Source organism: Corallococcus sp. bb12-1 (assembly GCF_026626765.1).
GTDB classification, from domain to species: domain Bacteria; phylum Myxococcota; class Myxococcia; order Myxococcales; family Myxococcaceae; genus Corallococcus; species Corallococcus terminator.
In genome coordinates this window covers 592,749-608,450 of the sequence record NZ_JAPNJZ010000007.1, presented here as the reverse complement: position 1 = coordinate 608,450, position 15,702 = coordinate 592,749, and the positions used below count along the sequence as shown (strand labels likewise).

Genomic DNA, 15,702 nt, shown 5'->3' with positions numbered 1-15,702 from the left:
TCGTCGTGTGGATGAAGACGACGTTCCATCCCTTTCGACGGAGACCCACCATGGCCACCAAGATCTTCATCAACCTGCCCGTCCAGTCGCTCGACCGTGCGGTCGGTTTCTTCACGAAGCTGGGCTACACGTTCAACCCCCAGTTCACCGACGCGAACGCCACCTGCATGATCATCTCCGAGGACATCTACGCGATGTTGCTGGTGAGGGACTTCTTCAAGACCTTCACCACGAAGGAGGTCGCGGACGCCACGAAGGTGACCGAGGCCATCATCGCGCTCACCGCGGAGAGCCGGGCCGCCGTCGACGCCCAGATGCAGAAGGCCCTCGCGGCGGGCGCCAAGGAGCTGAAGAGCATGGACCAGGGCTTCATGTACCAGCGCAGCTTCGAGGACCCGGACGGCCACCAGTGGGAGCTCTTCTGGATGGATCCCGCCGCCATCAAGTAGGCCCGGCGTTCGCATCAGAGCGAGCGCTTCATGCCTTCATGGCTCGCCTCGAAGCCCAGCCGCGCATAGAAGCGATGGGCCTCGAGGCGGCGTTTGTCGGTGGTGAGCTGCATCAGTCCACAGCCGCGAGCCCGGGCGCGCTCCATCGCGTCCTGCATCAACAGCTCCCCGATGCGCTGTCCCCGCAGGTCCGAGCGCACGCGCACGGCCTCCACCAGCGCCCGCCGCATCCCGCCCCGGCTCAGGCCCGGGATGTACGTGAGCTGGAGGGTGGCGATGACTTCACCCTCGCGCACGCCGACGATGAGCTCGTTGTTCGGGTCGGCGGCGATCTCATCGAAGGCCGCGCGCACGGCGGGCACGGGCTCCTCAAGGTAGCCGGTGCGCGAGCGGGCGATGGCGTCATCCGCGAGCAGCGCGAGGATGACGGGCAGATCCGTGGACGTAGCGATGCGGAAGGTGGTGGGGACCATGGTCCCCGAGCCTGCCCTAGCGAGTCTTGTCCTGGTAGACCTTCACCAGCGAGTTGATGCGCCGTCCGCTGGGGTCCTCCGCGCGAGGATCGGCGATGACGAGCACCCACTTGCCCGACACGACCGCGGACCCCACGGCGTCACCGACGAGCCCCCACGCGGGCTCCTGGGCCTGGTCGGCCTTCGCCGCGCTGTCGAAGGAACACAGGGTGGCCTCCAGACCGTTCACCTTGCCGGCCTTGCACTTGCCACCTGGCAACTTCTCGCCGACGTCGGTGAAGCCGGAGGGGGCCTCACCCTCCGCCTTCCATGCAGCGAGGATGTCGTCCACGTCGCGGGAGCACCCCGCGAGCAGCAGGGCCATCAGCGGAAGGAGCGTGCGCCGCATGGTCAGTGCCGTCCCTTGGACTTCTTGTGCTTGTCGTGTTTGCCGTGGTGCTTGCCGTGGTCGTGGTGGTCGTCGTCGTGATGCTCGTGCACGACGTGCTCCTCGCGGATGATGACCACCTCCCGCTCGCGCGGTGGCGGCGGCGGCGCGCCGATTCGCACCTCGACCCGGGGCACCGGCAGGTTCAGCCCGACCTGGAGGATGGGGCCGTGGTACTGGGGCGGCGGGGCCACCGTCACCACCGGACGCGGGACTTCCCAGCCGCGGTAGACCGTGTTGACGCGTCCGCGCCTCGGGCTGTCGCGCTTGTATTCGTCGGGGTATTCGCCCGCGTAGTAGTGGACGTCCTCCCGGTCCACGAACTCCTGGCGCGGCGGTGGCGCGTAGGCGTGGTAGTGCGGCCCGTCGTGGTAGCAGTACTCGACCACGTCCACGTCGACCTGGATGTACACGTTGAGGACCACCGGGTGGTGGCCATAGTAGGCGTGCCGGGGCCCCTCGTAGCCGAAGGGCGTCGGGTCCCCGATGAAGACGTGGACGTCATCGCGCGTGCGGTAGAGCGTCTCACCGTGCAGCGGCGCGGCGGTGTGCACGTGCATCGTCTCGATGTGGCACAGGCCGTCCGCGGGCTTTCCGGTGCGCGGATGCATGCCCGCGTGCTTCCACGGCTTCGCCTCCGCGACACCGGCGGTGACCAGCAGCAGCACAGCGGACAGGCCGGCCAGGGGCAGTGGTGACATGGTGGAGTCCTCCCTGAAGCGAAGGCTTCCCCCCTCTGACCCCGGCCGCACGGATTCGGCCACATGCGGGTGGGCGGATTTCGGGCGCCGTCGGCGCGGCGGCCTCGAACTCGACCCGGGCCGCCCCCTTCAGACCCCACTTTCCAGGCACCTTGTTATCGTGCGCGCGCCATGAACGAGCCCACTTCCGCTTCGGATCCACGCATCGGCTCGGTGTTGCAAGGGCGCTACCGCATCATCGAGCGACTCGCGGCGGGGGGCATGGGCATTGTCTACCGGGGCGAGCGGCTGGAGGTGGGCAAGTCCGTCGCCATCAAGTTCCTCCACGCCTGGGCGGCGCGGGAGGAGGATTTCCGCAAGCGGTTCCAGGTGGAGGCGCGCGCGATGAGCCGCCTCACCCATCCGTGCTGCGTGTCGGTGATGGACTTCGGCGTGGATGAGGAGTCGCCGTACATGGTGATGGACTTCGTCACCGGAGACACGCTGCGTGGGCTGCTGCGCGAGGGCCCGCTGCCATTGCCCCGGGCCCTCGGCGCCCTGCGGCAGGTGCTCGCGGGCCTGGCCCACGCACACGAGCAGGGCATCATCCACCGGGACATCAAGCCCGAGAACATCATCGTCACGCACGCGGTCGGGCTCGGGGAGCAGGTGCGCATCCTCGACTTCGGGCTCGCCAAGCTGCGCGACGAGGTGACGGGTATCACCTCCGGGATGATGCTCGGGACACCGGCATACATGGCTCCGGAGCAGATTCATGGCGAGCCGGTGGGTCCCCCCACGGACCTCTACGCAGCGGGCGTGTTGCTCTTTGAGTTGCTCACCGGCAAGAAGCCCTTCTCCGCGACAGGCAACGCGGAGCTCTTGCGCATGCACCGCGAGGTGACGCCGCCGCTGCTGCGCGCCGTGGCCCCCGAAGCCGGCTTCCGCGCGGAACTCGAAGCGGCGCTCGCGAAGGCGATGGCGAAGTCACCGGCGGAGCGCTTCCAATCCGCGACGGAGTTCCTGGCCGCGCTCGACGGGGCCGGGCCGGGTCCAGCGATGACCTACGCGGTGCCTTCGGCCGGCGACGCACCGACGCTGCCCCTCCCGGCCGCCCACACACCCGCCCGTCCCAGGCAGGAAGCGCTCGCGACCCGGAACGGCCGGGTACGCCCCCGCGTGACGCCGACGGACCTTCCGGCCGAAGTCCGGGTCCAGGCGCCAACGCCGGTGGCTTCGGCTGAAGCCGTGGCCACCCAGGAGCCCCAGGCCGCCGCCGAAGCCCCTGCTCGCTCCGTCCACGTCCCGCCCCCGGTCTCCCGGGGTCGCTCGCGAAGGACGTTGATGGGGGGCGCGGCGGTGCTCGCCCTGGTGGGGGCCAGCCTCGGAGGGTGGGCGATCTGGTCGACGTCCACGGGACCTTCGCCCGCGTCGGCGGAGCGGGCGGAGCGCCCGGCACCCGTTGTCCCGAAGGACGAACCTCCCCGGCCGGAGGCCCGCGTCTGGGAGCCTGTCGTGGAGCCCCTTCCGGGCATCGAGGAAGCCCAGCGGTTGATCCAGGCGCAGCGGAGGGACGCGGCCCTGGCGGCGCTGAAGAAGCTGGCCGTGAAACATCCGGCGAGCGCCTACGTCCGCTACCTGGAGGGCAACGTCAACTTCGACAACCTCCGCTGGGTGGATGGCGTGGCGGCCTACCGGGCGGCGCTGCGCAACGACGCCGCGTACCGCAACGCCCCCGTCCTCATCCAGAACGCCATCCGCTGCCTCGTCAGCGACCGGTTCCACCGCACCTGCCAGGACTTCATCCGCACGGAGTTGGGCGAGGCCTCGGTGCCCGCCCTGGAAGAGGCCGCGCGCACCAACCCCATGGCCAGCGTCCGGGCCCGGGCAACGGAGCTGCTCCGCCGCCGGGCAACCGACGCCACGTCCGGGGCTCGTTGAGCCCCGGACAGGGCTTGCTGCGGCAAGGACTGCTCAGCCCCGGCGTCGCCTGACCGCCATCAGCGCCAGGCCCACGAGGCCCGCCAGCATTCCGAACGGCACGCCCCCACCCGAGGACGAGCAGCTCAAGCCACCGCCCAGGGTCCGCGTGTCGGAGCCCAGGGACAGGCGCCAGGCGCGGGTTTCAGGTGAAGGGTCGACGTTGCCGGCACGGTCCCTAGCGCGCACCTGGAGGGAGTGGCCGCCCTCCAGCACATCGAAGGTGAGCTCCGCTGAGCACTGCGTGAACTCCGCGTTGTCCAGGCTGCACTCGAACGTCACGCCCTCCTCCGTCGAAGAGAACTGGAACGTCGCCAGGGTCTGCCGGACGCGGCCCTCGGGCCCCGCGACAATGGAGGTCTCCGGAGCCTGGGTGTCCACGGTGAAGAGGAAGTCCTCGGAGGTCGCGCCCTCGTTGCCCGCCGGGTCCTTCGCACGGACCGAGATCTTCCGCGCTCCCTCCGCCATCGTCAGCCCCAGGGTAAGACTCCAGCGCCCCGCATCGTTCACGGTCGCCGTACCGACCGGGACGTCATCCAGGGTCACGAACACGCTGCTGCCGGGCTCACCGCTGCCCTCCAGGGTCGGGGCGGCCGTCGCGACCAGCGCATCGGGGGCCGGGGCCGTCAGCGAGGGGGCCGGAGGAGCCATCGTATCCACCCTCCAGGCATAGGTGACGGGACTTGCGTCCATGTTTTCAGCGGCGTCCCAGGCGCGGATCTGGAGGGAGTGAGGCCCATCCGCGAAGTCGCGTGCGATGGGACTGTTGCATCCCACGAAGGCCTCCTCGTCCAGGCTGCACTCGAAGCGGCCTCCGACCTCCACGGCGTTGAGTTCATCAACGGCATCGAAGGTGAACTGCCCCAGCGAGACATTCACCAACGGCGCGGGTTGCGTGAGGAGACGCGGCGTGGGGCGTTGCGTGTCCACCTTCCACTGGGCCACGGCGGGATCGGGATCCTCCTTGTTCAGCACATCGCGCGCCTTGACCTTGAACCGTTGCTCACCATTGCCGATGACGGTCACGGTGTAGGGCGACGCACAGGTCACGAAGGTGCTGTCGTTGAGACTGCACAGGAAGGTGACATCGGGAAAGGCCAAGGGGTCCGTCACACTGAAGCTGAAGGTGGCGCTCAGCGTGTTGATCAACGACCCGGGCTGCTCAGTGATGACGGTGTCCGGGAGATTGAGGTTGATGTCCCAGAGCCAGACAGCGGGAGAGGTGTCATCATTGCCCGCGTCATCCACGGCCTTCACCTCGAACTTGTGGGGTTCCGATGACAGCCCCGACCAGACCTGACCGCTGCCACAGGTGGTGAAACCCGCTGGAGCGTCGTCCAACCGGCAGAGGAACACGCCCGGCTCCGTCGAACTGAAGGTGAACTGCGCGCTCACGCTGTTGGTCGTTCCACCCGAGGTCTCGGTCGGCCCCTTCAGGATGGTCGTCTCCGGCGCGGTACCGTCCACCCGCCATTCGTAGATGGCCGGGGTTGGATCCTCGTTGCCAGCGGTGTCGCGTGCTCGGACCACGATCTTGTGCGGGCCATCATTCAGGCTGTTCGTCGTGAACGGAGTGGAGCAGGAATTGTAGGGCGGGTTGGTGGTCGACACAGGGTCGACGCTGCAATCAAAGACAGCACCGAGCTTGTTGGACGAGAACTCGAACGTACCAACAGGCACCTTCGTCACCTTCGCCGGGCTCAGGGTGATCAACGTCTCCGGCAACGCCGAGTCCACGATCCATGAGAAGAGCAGTGGACTGTGGTCATGGTTCCCCGCGCGATCCCAGGCCCGGATCTGCATCGTGTGACTTCCGCCACCAAGGCCTGTCACCGTGTACTCGGCTGGGCAAGACACAAACGGTGCGTTGTCGAGACTGCACTCGTAGGGCTTCACCGGGTCGCCTGCTTCATCCGAGCTGACGTTGAAGGTGGCGGTATCCGCCTGCTGCGGACCTGAAGGACCGGAGATCCAAATTGTTTGAGGGTCCGTGACGTCCACCGTGAACGAGCGGGTCGCCGAATCCGGGCCCGTGTTCCCGGCCTTGTCCGTCGCCGTCGCCTTCACCGTGTAGGGGAGCAGTTCAGTGAGTGCGGTCGCGACCGTCAGGCTCCACTTGCCGTCCGCGGGCACCTCCGCCACCGTCCCCAGGATCCCACTCGTCGGTGCGGTCCGGACGACCGTCACCTTGCTGCCCGCCTCGGCCGTTCCGGTGATCGTCGGCAGTTGGGTGTTCACATAGGCATTGTTGAGCGGGGAGACCAGCACGGGCGCCGCCGGAGCCGTCGCGTCCACTTCCCAGCGATGCACGGCGGGAATCGGATCCACGTTCCCCGCCCTGTCCCTCGCACGCACGTAGAGGACATGCGCTCCGGTGGTGGTGCCGGTGAAGGTCGGTGACGCAGAGCACGACGTGAACTGGGTCTCGGCGTCGCGCAGGCATTCATACGTCACCCCCGCTTCCGTGGAGGTGAACGTGAAGCTCGCGGTCGTCCCTGTCACGTACGGTGCCGGGCCCGTCGCGATGGTCGTGTCCGGCGCCACCGTGTCCACCGTGAACGAGCGGGTCGCCGATTCCGGGCCCGTGTTCCCGGCCTTGTCCGTCGCCGTCGCCTTCACCGTGTAGAGGGTCGCTTCGTTGAGCACGGTCGCGACGGTCAGGCTCCAGTTACCGTCCGCCGGCACCTCGTTCACCGTTCCCACGGTCCCAGCCGTCGGGACGGTGCGCAGGATGATCACCTTGCTGCCCGCCTCCGCTGTTCCGGTGATCATCGGCATCTGGGTGGGCACATAGGCATTGTTGAGCGGGGAGACCAGCACGGGCGCCGCCGGAGCCGTCGCGTCCACTTCCCAGCGATGCACGGCGGGAACCGGATCCACGTTCCCCGCCCTGTCCCTCGCACGCACGTAGAGGACATGCGCTCCGGTGGTGGTGCCGGTGAAGGTCGGTGACGCAGAGCACGACGTGAACTGGGTCTCGGCGTCGCGCAGGCATTCATACGTCACCCCCGCTTCCGTGGAGGTGAATGTGAAGCTCGCGGTCGTCCCTGTCACGTACGGTGCCGGGCCCGTCGCGATGGTCGTGTCCGGCGCCACCGTGTCCACCGTGAACGAGCGGGTCGCCGATTCCGGGCCCGTGTTCCCGGCCTTGTCCGTCGCCGTCGCCTTCACCGTGTAGAGGGTCGCTTCGTTGAGCACGGTCGCGACGGTCAGGCTCCAGTTACCGTCCGCCGGCACCTCGTTCACCGTTCCCACGGTCCCAGCCGTCGGGACGGTGCGCAGGATGATCACCTTGCTGCCCGCCTCCGCTGTTCCGGTGATCGTCGGCATCTGGGTGGGCACATAGGCATTGGCGAGCGGCGTGCTGATCACGGGCGCCGCTGGAGCCAGCGTGTCCACCTCCCAGCGATGCACGGCGGGGGTCGGATCCACGTTCCCCGCCCTGTCCTTCGCACGCACATAGAGGACGTGAGGTCCGGCGCTCAGGCCAGTGAACGTCTGAGAAGCCGTGCAGGGTGAGAATTGCGCCTCGGCATCGCGCAGGCATTCGAACGTTCCCCCCGCTTCCGTGGAGGTGAACGTGAAGCTCGCGGCCGTCCCTGTCACGTACGGTGCCGGGCCCGTCGCGATGGTCGTGTCCGGCGCCACCGTGTCCACCGTGAACATGCGGTCGGTCGGGTCGCTGTCGTCCGGGCCCACGCTCGCCACGAAACGCAAGGTGATGGCGCCTTCCGGTAGCGAGGTTGCGGGAACCAGGCTCCAGCTTCCCTGGGCGCTGGCTGTCACCGAGCCCACCGTGTTGCCCCCCCGGGTGATTCGCACCGTGGCATTGGCTTCCGCGGTGCCCTGGAGAAGGGGCGTGGTCGTGTTGACAAAGGCGGCTGCCGCGGGCTGCGTCACGACCGGACTCGCGGGAGGAGCCAGGGTGTTATCGAGCTCGGTCCCCTGCCCCGAACGAGACACCCGCCCCTGTTCCGCGTCATCCATGGCCTTCGCATGGGTCAAGAGGCCGTGAACCACCTGTTGCTGGCCCGTCCCGCCCGTCTCGGTCGCCAGCGAAGCGCTTCCATCCGGCAGCGTCCCCGCCCTTCCCGCTTCGACACCCGGCGAACATCCGGACAGCGAGCCCGCCTGGAAGAACACACGACCACCGCCACCACCGCCACCCGGTCCCGTCTGGCTCGAACCGGAAGCACCGCCCGCCCCACCGCTCGCATCGAGCACCCCGCACACCGCAGCTCCCGTGAACCGCGCGACGATGGTTCCGCCCGCGCCACCACCCGCGCCAGCGCCCACCGCGCCAGGCTGCGCCGCGCGACCCGAAACCTGGATGGCCCCCGTCCCGCTCAGCTCACGGCCCCGGATGAAGACAATGCCGCCACCCCGTCCGCCCTCATGGGTGCCACTACCGCCGCCGCCGCCCAGCAACAACCGCTCGGACAACACCGGAGGGGTGAGCAGCTCACTGCCGCCAAGCCCACCCACACGCCCCGCCTGCGAAGGGCCGCCCCGTCCGCCCAGGCCACCCAGCCCACCGCCGCCACCACCCGACTGACGGCACCCACCACCGCCACCGCCGTTCGCGGGAGGAATCCACCCCAGGTCGAAGTCACCGTAACGGAGCGGATCCACACCCTCGCCCTGCCACGGCCCCAACCCCGTTGATGACCACTCCAGCGAGGAGCAGTCCGTCGCCCCGAAGCCCCCGGAAACGAACACGCCGCCTCGGAAGCCCTTGCCGCTCGCGTCGATCACGCCGTGGTTCGTCACCGTCCCCCGCGCCATGAACGCGAGGACACCACCGGTACTCCCATCCCACTCCCGAGCCACCAGCCCCGTGCCCCTGGGAATGATGACGTCTTCGTACTCCGGGACCCGGACCACCTGGGTGACGGCCTCCGCGTAGGCGTGGACCAGCGGCGCCCTCAACTCCAACGCCGCCTCCGTGCCGGAGCCCACGCGCTCGACCCGCGCCAGCTCCCACGTGCCCACCGGCCCGTCGGAAAGCTCGATGAAGAAGGGATCGCTCCCCTCCTGCGCGGCCCCCAGGCCCTGCATCTGGATCACCAACACCAGATCGCCCGCCGCGAAGCCCCGCGTGGACTGGACCGCGACCCGTGACGCGCCCGAGGCCACGGGCTTCGTCACCTGCGCATAGTCATTGATGACGGTGTCCGGACTCCGGGCGGAGTAGTGACTGCCGCCCGTGCCCAGGAAGAACAGGTCCGGCGTGGCCAGCACCGCGGTCCCGACCAGCACCACGCCAGCCATCAACGCCTTGAGGATCGAAGGCTTCATCATCGGGTCACTCCGGAGCCGGACTCACGCGTCGGGCCCGCAGGCTTCTCCGCCTGAGGGTCGACGATCACGAACTCCACGCGGCGGTTGTTCTCCCGGCCGACGGAGGTCAGGTTGCTGTCGATGGGGCGATCCTGTCCGTACCCGTAGGCCGCGAGGCGCTCGGGCGGGACCTTCTTGCCAATCAGGTACTGGCGCACCGCCGCTGCCCGTCCCTGCGACAGCTGGCGGTTCGCCTCCGGGAGCCCACGGTCGTCGGTGTGCGCTCCCACCGCGATCAGCGGAAACTCGGGGTGCTCCAGGATGACCTGCGCCACCCAGTCCAGCACCGCGAAGGAGCGCGAGCTGACGCGCGTCTGCGCGGGCTCGAAGTAGACCCTCCCGCGCGTCTCCAGCCGCGTCGCGTGCAGCACCACCAGCGGGTAGATGTGCTGCGGGCAGCCCAGGTTGTCGTACGGCCCGGCCTCGTTGGCGCAGCTGTCGATGCGGTTCGGCACCCCGTCCTTGTCCGTGTCCGTCTCCGGGCAGCCGTCGCGCTCGATGGGACCCGCCTCGTTCGGACACGCGTCCTTGTCGTTGTCGATGCCGTCCTTGTCCGCGTCGCGCACCGGGCAGCCCTGGTTCTCTGGCGGACCCGCTTCGTTCGGACACGTGTCCGAGTCGTCCTCCGTGCCGTCCTTGTCCGTGTCGCGCAGCGGGCAGCCCTGGGCAGAAGCCGGACCGGGCTCCACGGGGCACATGTCCAGCGCGTCCTCCAGACCGTCGGAGTCCGTGTCCATCTTCTCGCAGCCGTTGCGCTCCAGCGTGCCGGGCACCAGCGGACACCGGTCCAGGCCGTTGCGCACCCCATCGTGGTCCTCGTCCATCTCCGGGCACTCTTCAATGGTGTGCGCCAGCCCCGGCTCGCAGTTGACCGAGGACTCACCCGGCCCGCGCTCCGGCGTCACGTCGCCAAAGGCCCCACCCACCATCAACCGGAAGAGCGGCGTGCCCGGCGCGCTGCCCACGCCCATGCCCGCGAGCGCGAACAATTCGAAGGTCGGCTTCACCAGATAGCGCGCCCCCGGCAACAGCTCCACCGCCCCGGGCTGCGCCGTCAGCGGCACCATGCCCCGCACGTTCAGCTCCCAGCGCAGCCGCCGCCCCGTGGTCGCGAGCGCCGCGCCGATGCGCAGCTCGTTGCCCACCTCATCCACCAGGATTCCCGGCCGCTGCGTGAGCGCCTGTTGCGGCCGGCTCAGGAAGCCGACCTCCAACCCTCCGCGCAGGAAGCCGAAGTGCCGCCCCACCATCAGCCGGGGCGCCAGCCGCAGCGCACCGTCCCGCGTGAGCCCCTCCCGACTGCCGATAGGAAGCCCCACCCCCATCTCCAATGCCAGATCCACGCCCCCTTCATTGTCTTGCGTGAGGATCCCCACCCGGGCGCTGGCCGACGGCGTCCCCAACGCGAAGCTCGCGGGCCGCGTGATGTTCTCACCCGTCAGATCCGAGCCGCTCTGGAACGCGACCACCGGAAGCTGAAGGCCGAACTGAAGCCAATCTGTAACGGAATACGCTACAGCCAGATGCGTGGTCGCCCGACTCCCGACAATCCGGAAAGACTCACCATCCCGTTCAAAGAGCAGGGGATCGTGCGCGTACTGCATCGCCACGGTGGCTCGATAGTGGCCCGACGGCAGAAGCTGTCCCAGACTCACAACGAGTGAACCCTCGGCGCCAGGGTTCAGCTCCAGCCTCTCCAGCTCAATGCCGGGCAGCGGCGTCTGGGCGAAGGTGGTGGCGGAGAGCAGGATCAGGGACAGCACGTGCAGCCGGCACAGGAGGATCCTTCGTTTCATCGCGCTCCCGGAGGGAATTCCTGGCGGGGCCGCCCGAATCCATTCGCACTGTGATCCATGGCCCCCCGCCCGCGTCCAACACTACACCAGGACGCGAACCAACCAGGACCCTTCGTGAAGAAATGCTTTTTTCGCGCCCGCAAGCACTTGCGGACCCGGGCCGCCACGTGTTTCTAATTTGGCAGGCGATCACCCCTGCTTTCATCGCAGGCGTCTGGTGAGCCCGGGGGCTTCCATGGCGCGGGAGAGACAATGATCGCGAATGCTGCGCTGCTGGCGAACCAGACGGAATTCGACTTCCAGCTCGGGCCGCACACCGCGGACGATCTCAGCGTCCTGGGCTTCGAAGCGGATGAGACGCTGTCACAGCCCTACTCCGTTGAAGTCTCCCTGACGCCGAAGCCAGACGTGGAGCTGGACGATACGGCCCTGCTCGGCAAGGACGCGCGGCTCACCGTGCAGTTGGGGGATGGCACCGCCCGCTTCTTCCATGGCGTCGTCGCCCGCATCGACCGCCGGGACGAAGGCACCGGGCCCCAGCGCCGGCGCTACCGGGTGACGGTGGTGCCCCGCCTGTGGACGCTCCGGCACACCCGCCGCAGCCGCATCTTCCAGGAGCTGACCGTCCCGCAGATCGTGCACAAGGTGCTCGAACAGGGACAGGTGGAGCACCGGCTGGCGCTCTCCAGCACCTACCGCAAGCGCGACTACTGCGTGCAGTACCGCGAATCCGACCTCGCCTTCGTCTCCCGGCTCCTGGAGGAGGAAGGCATCTTCTACCTCTTCGAGCACGGCGAGGACGCGCACACGATGGTGCTCGGCGACGCCGCATCCGCCAATCCGGCCATGATGGGAGACCCCAAGCTCGTCTTCCGCGAGCGGTCCCGGATGGTCGCGCAGAAGGAGTTCATCCACTCGCTCTCCGCGAAGCTGGAGGTCCAGCCCGGCGCGGTGGCGATGCGGGACTTCAACTTCACCCGCCCCGCGCAGGACCTGGGCGCCACCACCTCCGCCGACGACGGCGAGTCCGCCCTGGAGATCTACGACTACCCGGGCCTCTACGAGGATGCCGGCGCGGGCAAGGCGCTCGCGAAGATCCGCCTGGAGGAGCTGCGCGCGCGGGTGGAGACCGTGTCCGGCGCCAGCTACAGCCGGCGCATCTGCGCGGGCCACACCTTCGAGCTGGCCGAACACCCGGACAGCGCCCTCAACCGCAAGTACCTGCCCCTCTCCGTGAAGCACACCGGCCACCAGATCGAGGCCCTGGTCGCGGAGCAGGCCTCGCTGGGCGCGAAGGAGGGCTACCTCAACGAGTTCCTCTGCCAGCCCGCCACGGTGCCCTTCCGGCCGCTGCGCAGCACGCCCCGCCCCGTCATCCCGGGCGCGCAGACGGCCATCGTCGTGGGCCCCTCTGGCGAAGAGATCCACACCGACGAGCACGGCCGCATCAAGGTCCAGTTCCACTGGGACCGCGAGGGCAAGAGCGACGACAAGAGCTCCTGCTGGATCCGCGTGAGCCAGGCGTGGGCGGGCCCCGGCTGGGGCGCCCTGTACCTGCCGCGCATCGGCCAGGAGGTCGTCGTCGAATTCCTGGAGGGGGATCCGGACCGGCCCATCATCACCGGCAGCGTCTACAACGGGCAGAACCCGCCGCCCATCGACCTGCCCGCGGAGAAGACGAAGAGCACGCTGCGCTCCAGCTCCAGCCCCGGTGGCGACGGCTTCAACGAGCTGCGATTCGAGGACGCCGCGGGCTCCGAGGAGGTCTACTTCCATGCCCAGAAGGACCTCAACATCGTCGTCGAGAACGACAAGACGCAGCTCGTGGGCGGCAACGAAACGCTCCTCGTCAAGAAGGACCGCAGCCGCACCATCGAAGGCAACCAGTCGCTCGAGGTGAAGAAGAACGACGACTCCGTGGTGGGCGGCAACCAGTCCCTGGCGGTGACGGGCAACCGCTCCACGACCGTGATGGGCAACCACAGCGAGGCTGTGACAGGCGACCAGTCGGTGGCGGTGAGCGGAAGCCAGAGCGTGTCCGTCACCCTGGCCTCCGCGGAGACGGTGGGGCTGGGAAAGATGCTCAACGTGGGCGGCGCGCTCGCCGTCACCGTGGGCGCGGCCTTCAACGAGCTGGTGGGCGGCCTCAAGTCCGAACAGGTCGGCGGCGCCAAGGTGGAAGTCGTTGGCGCCAAGAAGTCCGAGACCGTCAAAGGCTCACGCAGCCTCCAGGTCGGCGGTGACTTGTCCGAAGAGGTGCAGAAGTCCCGCACCCTCAAGGTGGAGAAAGATCTGCTGTTGAGCGTGGGCGGCAAGCTCAACCACGCCGTCAAGGATGCCTACACGCTCTCCGCCAAGGAGATCGCCCTGGTGGCCCAGGAGCAATTCACCTTGAAGGTCGGGTCCGCCACCCTCCAGGTGAAGAAGAACGGCGACGTGGTCATCAAGGGCGCGAAGATTGAAGTCACCGCGAGCGGCGACGTGATCATCAAGGGCTCGAAGATCTCCGAGAACTAGGCCGCCATTGCATTCCAGACGCAGCAGTTCCTCCATTCAATGATGCGCACCCAGGAATTCTTCACGCGCGCCATGTCGCTCTTCGTCTGCCTCCTGGCCTCGCTGACGGCCACGGGGTGCGTGAAACGCGTGGCGCAACAATGCGAGACGCCGCCCCCCTTCCACGTGGTGCTGAACGTCTCCGAACAGGTCAACCCGGATCCCCGGGGGCGCTCGCTGCCCACGGTGGTGCGGGTCATCCAGCTCAAGGACAGCGCCCGGCTGGAGCGCGCCAGCTTCCGCGACCTGTGGGGCCGCGCCGAGGAGTTGCTCAAGGATGATCTGCTTCAGTCCGCGGAGTTCGTCGTCGCGCCGGGCCAGACGAGCCAGCGCTGGTTGCAGCGCGACCCCAATGCGCACTTCGTGCTGACCATGGGCCACTTCCGCCAGCCGCTCGGCTACGCGTGGCGCACGGTGGCGGTGCTGCCGCCGGTGCCGGAGGAGCAGTGCGTGGAGCGTCCGGCGGGCGGCGACCTGGGGGCGCCCAAGCAGGGCGACCAGGAGCTGAGGTACCGCCTGCAGGGCTACCAGATCGACCTTCTACTCCAGCCGCCCATGTCCACCTGGGTGCCGGAGCCTTCGCAGCAGCCATCCCCCGGTGTGACGCCGGAGCCCCGGAGAGGTGCATGAAGTCCCCTCAACGCGTCGTGTGGTCGGAGGGCATGTTCATGAGCCCCCACCACCTCCAGCAGATGGACATCTACCACGAGGCCCTGCTGGACACGCGGCTGGGCTCGCTGGAGCCGTACCCGTGGGGCGTGGTGTCCCTGGCGTTCGACATGGAGTCGCTGCGCGCGGGCCTGGTGCAGCTGTCCAGCTTCACGGGCATCCTTCCGGACGGCCTGCCCGTGTCGCTCCAGAGCGGCGACCCGGAGGCCCCGGCCGCGCGCCCCGCGGACGGCGCGTTTCCTCCCGCCCAGCGCGTGCTGGACGTGTTCATCGGCGTGCCGCGCGAGCGCAGCGGCGTGGAGAGCTACGGCGGCACGGACAAGGTGGGCGGCAGCCCGCGCTACTCCCCTTCCACCCGGCCCATCAGCGACCTCACGTCGTCCACCTCCATCGTCCCGGTGTCCTTCGGACAGCGCAACGTGCGGCTGCTCTTCGGCACCGAACAGCGGGACGACTACGAGGCCATCAAGATCGCGGAGCTGGAGCGGGACAAGGCCGGCAACCTGACGCTGGTCCCGTCGTACATCCCGCCGTGCCTGCGCATCGACGCGTCCTCGTCCATCACGAACGAGCTGCGCACGCTCTTGCGGCTGCTGGTGTCCAAGCAGCGGCAGTTGTCCTCGCGCCGTCGGCACCGGGACGCGTCCGCGCTGGAGTTCACCGCGTCGGACGTGACGCTCTTCCTGGAGCTCAACGCGCTCAACGGCATCATCCCCGTGGTGCAGCACGCGCTGGACGCGGGCAACCTGCGGCCGCAGTCGCTGTACCTGCTGCTCAGCCAGTTCGCGGGGCAGTTGTGCACCTTCGCGGTGAACGCGGATCCGTCCACCCTGCCCGCCTTCCAGTTCATCAACCTGCGCGCCACCTTCGAGGAGCTGTTCCGGCGCATCGGGGAGCTGATGCACGCGGTGGCGCTGGAGCAGTGCCTCACCGTGACGATGGAGGCCGGAGCCGACCGGCTCTTCCGAGGGAAGCTGGAGGACGAGCGGCTGGAGCGGTGCGGCCAGTTCCTGCTCACCATCCGCAGCGACCTGCCGGAGAAGGTGGTCGCCGAACAGCTCCCGAAGCTGTCCAAGATGGCCAGTTGGGGTGACATCCAGGGCCTGGTGCAGGCCGCCGCGCCCGGTGTGCCTCTGGAGGTGACGTACCGCCCGCCGCCGGAGGTGCCGGTGCGGCCGGGGGTCGTCTACTTCACCCTCTCCATGCAGGACGGCTACTGGAAGAACGCCCTGCGCGACCGGACGCTCGCGCTCTACCTGCCGCAGCCCTTCGACGTGGGCACCACCAGCGTGGAACTGCTCGCCGTCCCCACCTCCAACCGCTAGCCCCTCT

Annotated in this window: 10 protein-coding genes; 5 read left to right on the top strand and 5 right to left on the bottom strand. The window is 68.6% G+C overall.

Going from position 1 to position 15,702, the window contains the following annotated elements; all coding sequences use genetic code 11:
• Positions 1 to 50 precede the first annotated feature (50 nt).
• Entirely contained in the window at positions 51 to 449 is a 399-nt protein-coding gene (locus OV208_RS13075; protein ID WP_267574158.1) for a VOC family protein, read from the top strand.
• A 14-nt stretch (positions 450 to 463) separates the two neighbouring features.
• Here the strand turns inward: OV208_RS13075 and OV208_RS13070 are convergent, their stop codons facing one another.
• From OV208_RS13070 to OV208_RS13060, 3 genes are read right to left on the bottom strand one after another with little or no spacing between them, the layout of a single operon-like run.
• Positions 464 to 922 carry a GNAT family N-acetyltransferase gene (locus OV208_RS13070; protein WP_267574157.1) on the bottom strand — a complete coding sequence of 153 codons (459 nt, stop codon included), beginning with the start codon at positions 920 to 922 and terminating at the stop codon, positions 464 to 466.
• A gap of 16 nt (positions 923 to 938) precedes the next feature.
• The gene (locus tag OV208_RS13065; RefSeq protein WP_267574156.1) at positions 939 to 1,310 is read right to left on the bottom strand and encodes a hypothetical protein; all 372 of its coding nucleotides are present in this window, start codon (positions 1,308 to 1,310) and stop codon (positions 939 to 941) included.
• Between the two features lie 2 nt (positions 1,311 to 1,312).
• Positions 1,313 to 2,050: a hypothetical protein gene (locus OV208_RS13060; protein ID WP_267574155.1), complete on the bottom strand. Its 738-nt coding sequence runs from the start codon at positions 2,048 to 2,050 to the stop codon at positions 1,313 to 1,315.
• Between the two features lie 171 nt (positions 2,051 to 2,221).
• Between OV208_RS13060 and OV208_RS13055 the strand changes: the two genes are divergently transcribed.
• Positions 2,222 to 3,970, top strand: a complete 1,749-nt coding sequence (locus OV208_RS13055) for a serine/threonine-protein kinase (protein ID WP_267574154.1) — start codon at positions 2,222 to 2,224, stop codon at positions 3,968 to 3,970.
• A 33-nt stretch (positions 3,971 to 4,003) separates the two neighbouring features.
• On the opposite strand, the gene agmC is transcribed toward OV208_RS13055, so the two are convergent.
• Positions 4,004 to 9,310, bottom strand: a complete 5,307-nt coding sequence (agmC, locus tag OV208_RS13050) for an adventurous gliding motility protein AgmC (RefSeq protein ID WP_267574153.1) — start codon at positions 9,308 to 9,310, stop codon at positions 4,004 to 4,006.
• Positions 9,307 to 11,145, bottom strand: a complete 1,839-nt coding sequence (locus tag OV208_RS13045) for an OmpA family protein (protein ID WP_267574152.1) — start codon at positions 11,143 to 11,145, stop codon at positions 9,307 to 9,309. Before OV208_RS13045 ends, agmC begins: the two co-directional genes overlap by 4 nt.
• Before the next feature lie 252 nt (positions 11,146 to 11,397).
• On the opposite strand from OV208_RS13045, the gene tssI reads away from it, so the two are divergent.
• From tssI to tssK, 3 genes are read left to right on the top strand one after another with little or no spacing between them, the layout of a single operon-like run.
• Positions 11,398 to 13,662 carry a type VI secretion system tip protein VgrG gene (gene tssI, locus OV208_RS13040; RefSeq protein ID WP_267574151.1) on the top strand — a complete coding sequence of 755 codons (2,265 nt, stop codon included), beginning with the start codon at positions 11,398 to 11,400 and terminating at the stop codon, positions 13,660 to 13,662.
• A gap of 39 nt (positions 13,663 to 13,701) precedes the next feature.
• A complete protein-coding gene (gene tssJ, locus OV208_RS13035; RefSeq protein ID WP_267574150.1) occupies positions 13,702 to 14,331 on the top strand; it encodes a type VI secretion system lipoprotein TssJ in 630 nt (209 codons plus the stop codon).
• Complete coding sequence (gene tssK / locus OV208_RS13030) at positions 14,328 to 15,695, top strand: type VI secretion system baseplate subunit TssK (RefSeq protein ID WP_267574149.1); 1,368 nt, start codon at positions 14,328 to 14,330, stop codon at positions 15,693 to 15,695. The genes tssJ and tssK overlap by 4 nt, the downstream gene beginning before the upstream one ends.
• Positions 15,696 to 15,702: the final 7 nt, after the last annotated feature.

Excerpts from the sequence above, each read along its gene's own strand:
- OV208_RS13065 (WP_267574156.1), bottom strand. The coding sequence starts at position 1,310 with ATGCGGCGCACGCTCCTTCCGCTGATGGCCCTGCTGCTCGCGGGGTGC.
- tssI (WP_267574151.1), top strand. The coding sequence starts at position 11,398 with ATGATCGCGAATGCTGCGCTGCTGGCGAACCAGACGGAATTCGACTTC.
- OV208_RS13055 (WP_267574154.1), top strand. The coding sequence starts at position 2,222 with ATGAACGAGCCCACTTCCGCTTCGGATCCACGCATCGGCTCGGTGTTG.
- OV208_RS13070 (WP_267574157.1), bottom strand. The coding sequence starts at position 922 with ATGGTCCCCACCACCTTCCGCATCGCTACGTCCACGGATCTGCCCGTC.
- OV208_RS13075 (WP_267574158.1), top strand. The coding sequence starts at position 51 with ATGGCCACCAAGATCTTCATCAACCTGCCCGTCCAGTCGCTCGACCGT.
- tssK (WP_267574149.1), top strand. The coding sequence starts at position 14,328 with ATGAAGTCCCCTCAACGCGTCGTGTGGTCGGAGGGCATGTTCATGAGC.
- OV208_RS13045 (WP_267574152.1), bottom strand. The coding sequence starts at position 11,145 with ATGAAACGAAGGATCCTCCTGTGCCGGCTGCACGTGCTGTCCCTGATC.
- OV208_RS13060 (WP_267574155.1), bottom strand. The coding sequence starts at position 2,050 with ATGTCACCACTGCCCCTGGCCGGCCTGTCCGCTGTGCTGCTGCTGGTC.
- tssJ (WP_267574150.1), top strand. The coding sequence starts at position 13,702 with ATGATGCGCACCCAGGAATTCTTCACGCGCGCCATGTCGCTCTTCGTC.
- agmC (WP_267574153.1), bottom strand. The coding sequence starts at position 9,310 with ATGATGAAGCCTTCGATCCTCAAGGCGTTGATGGCTGGCGTGGTGCTG.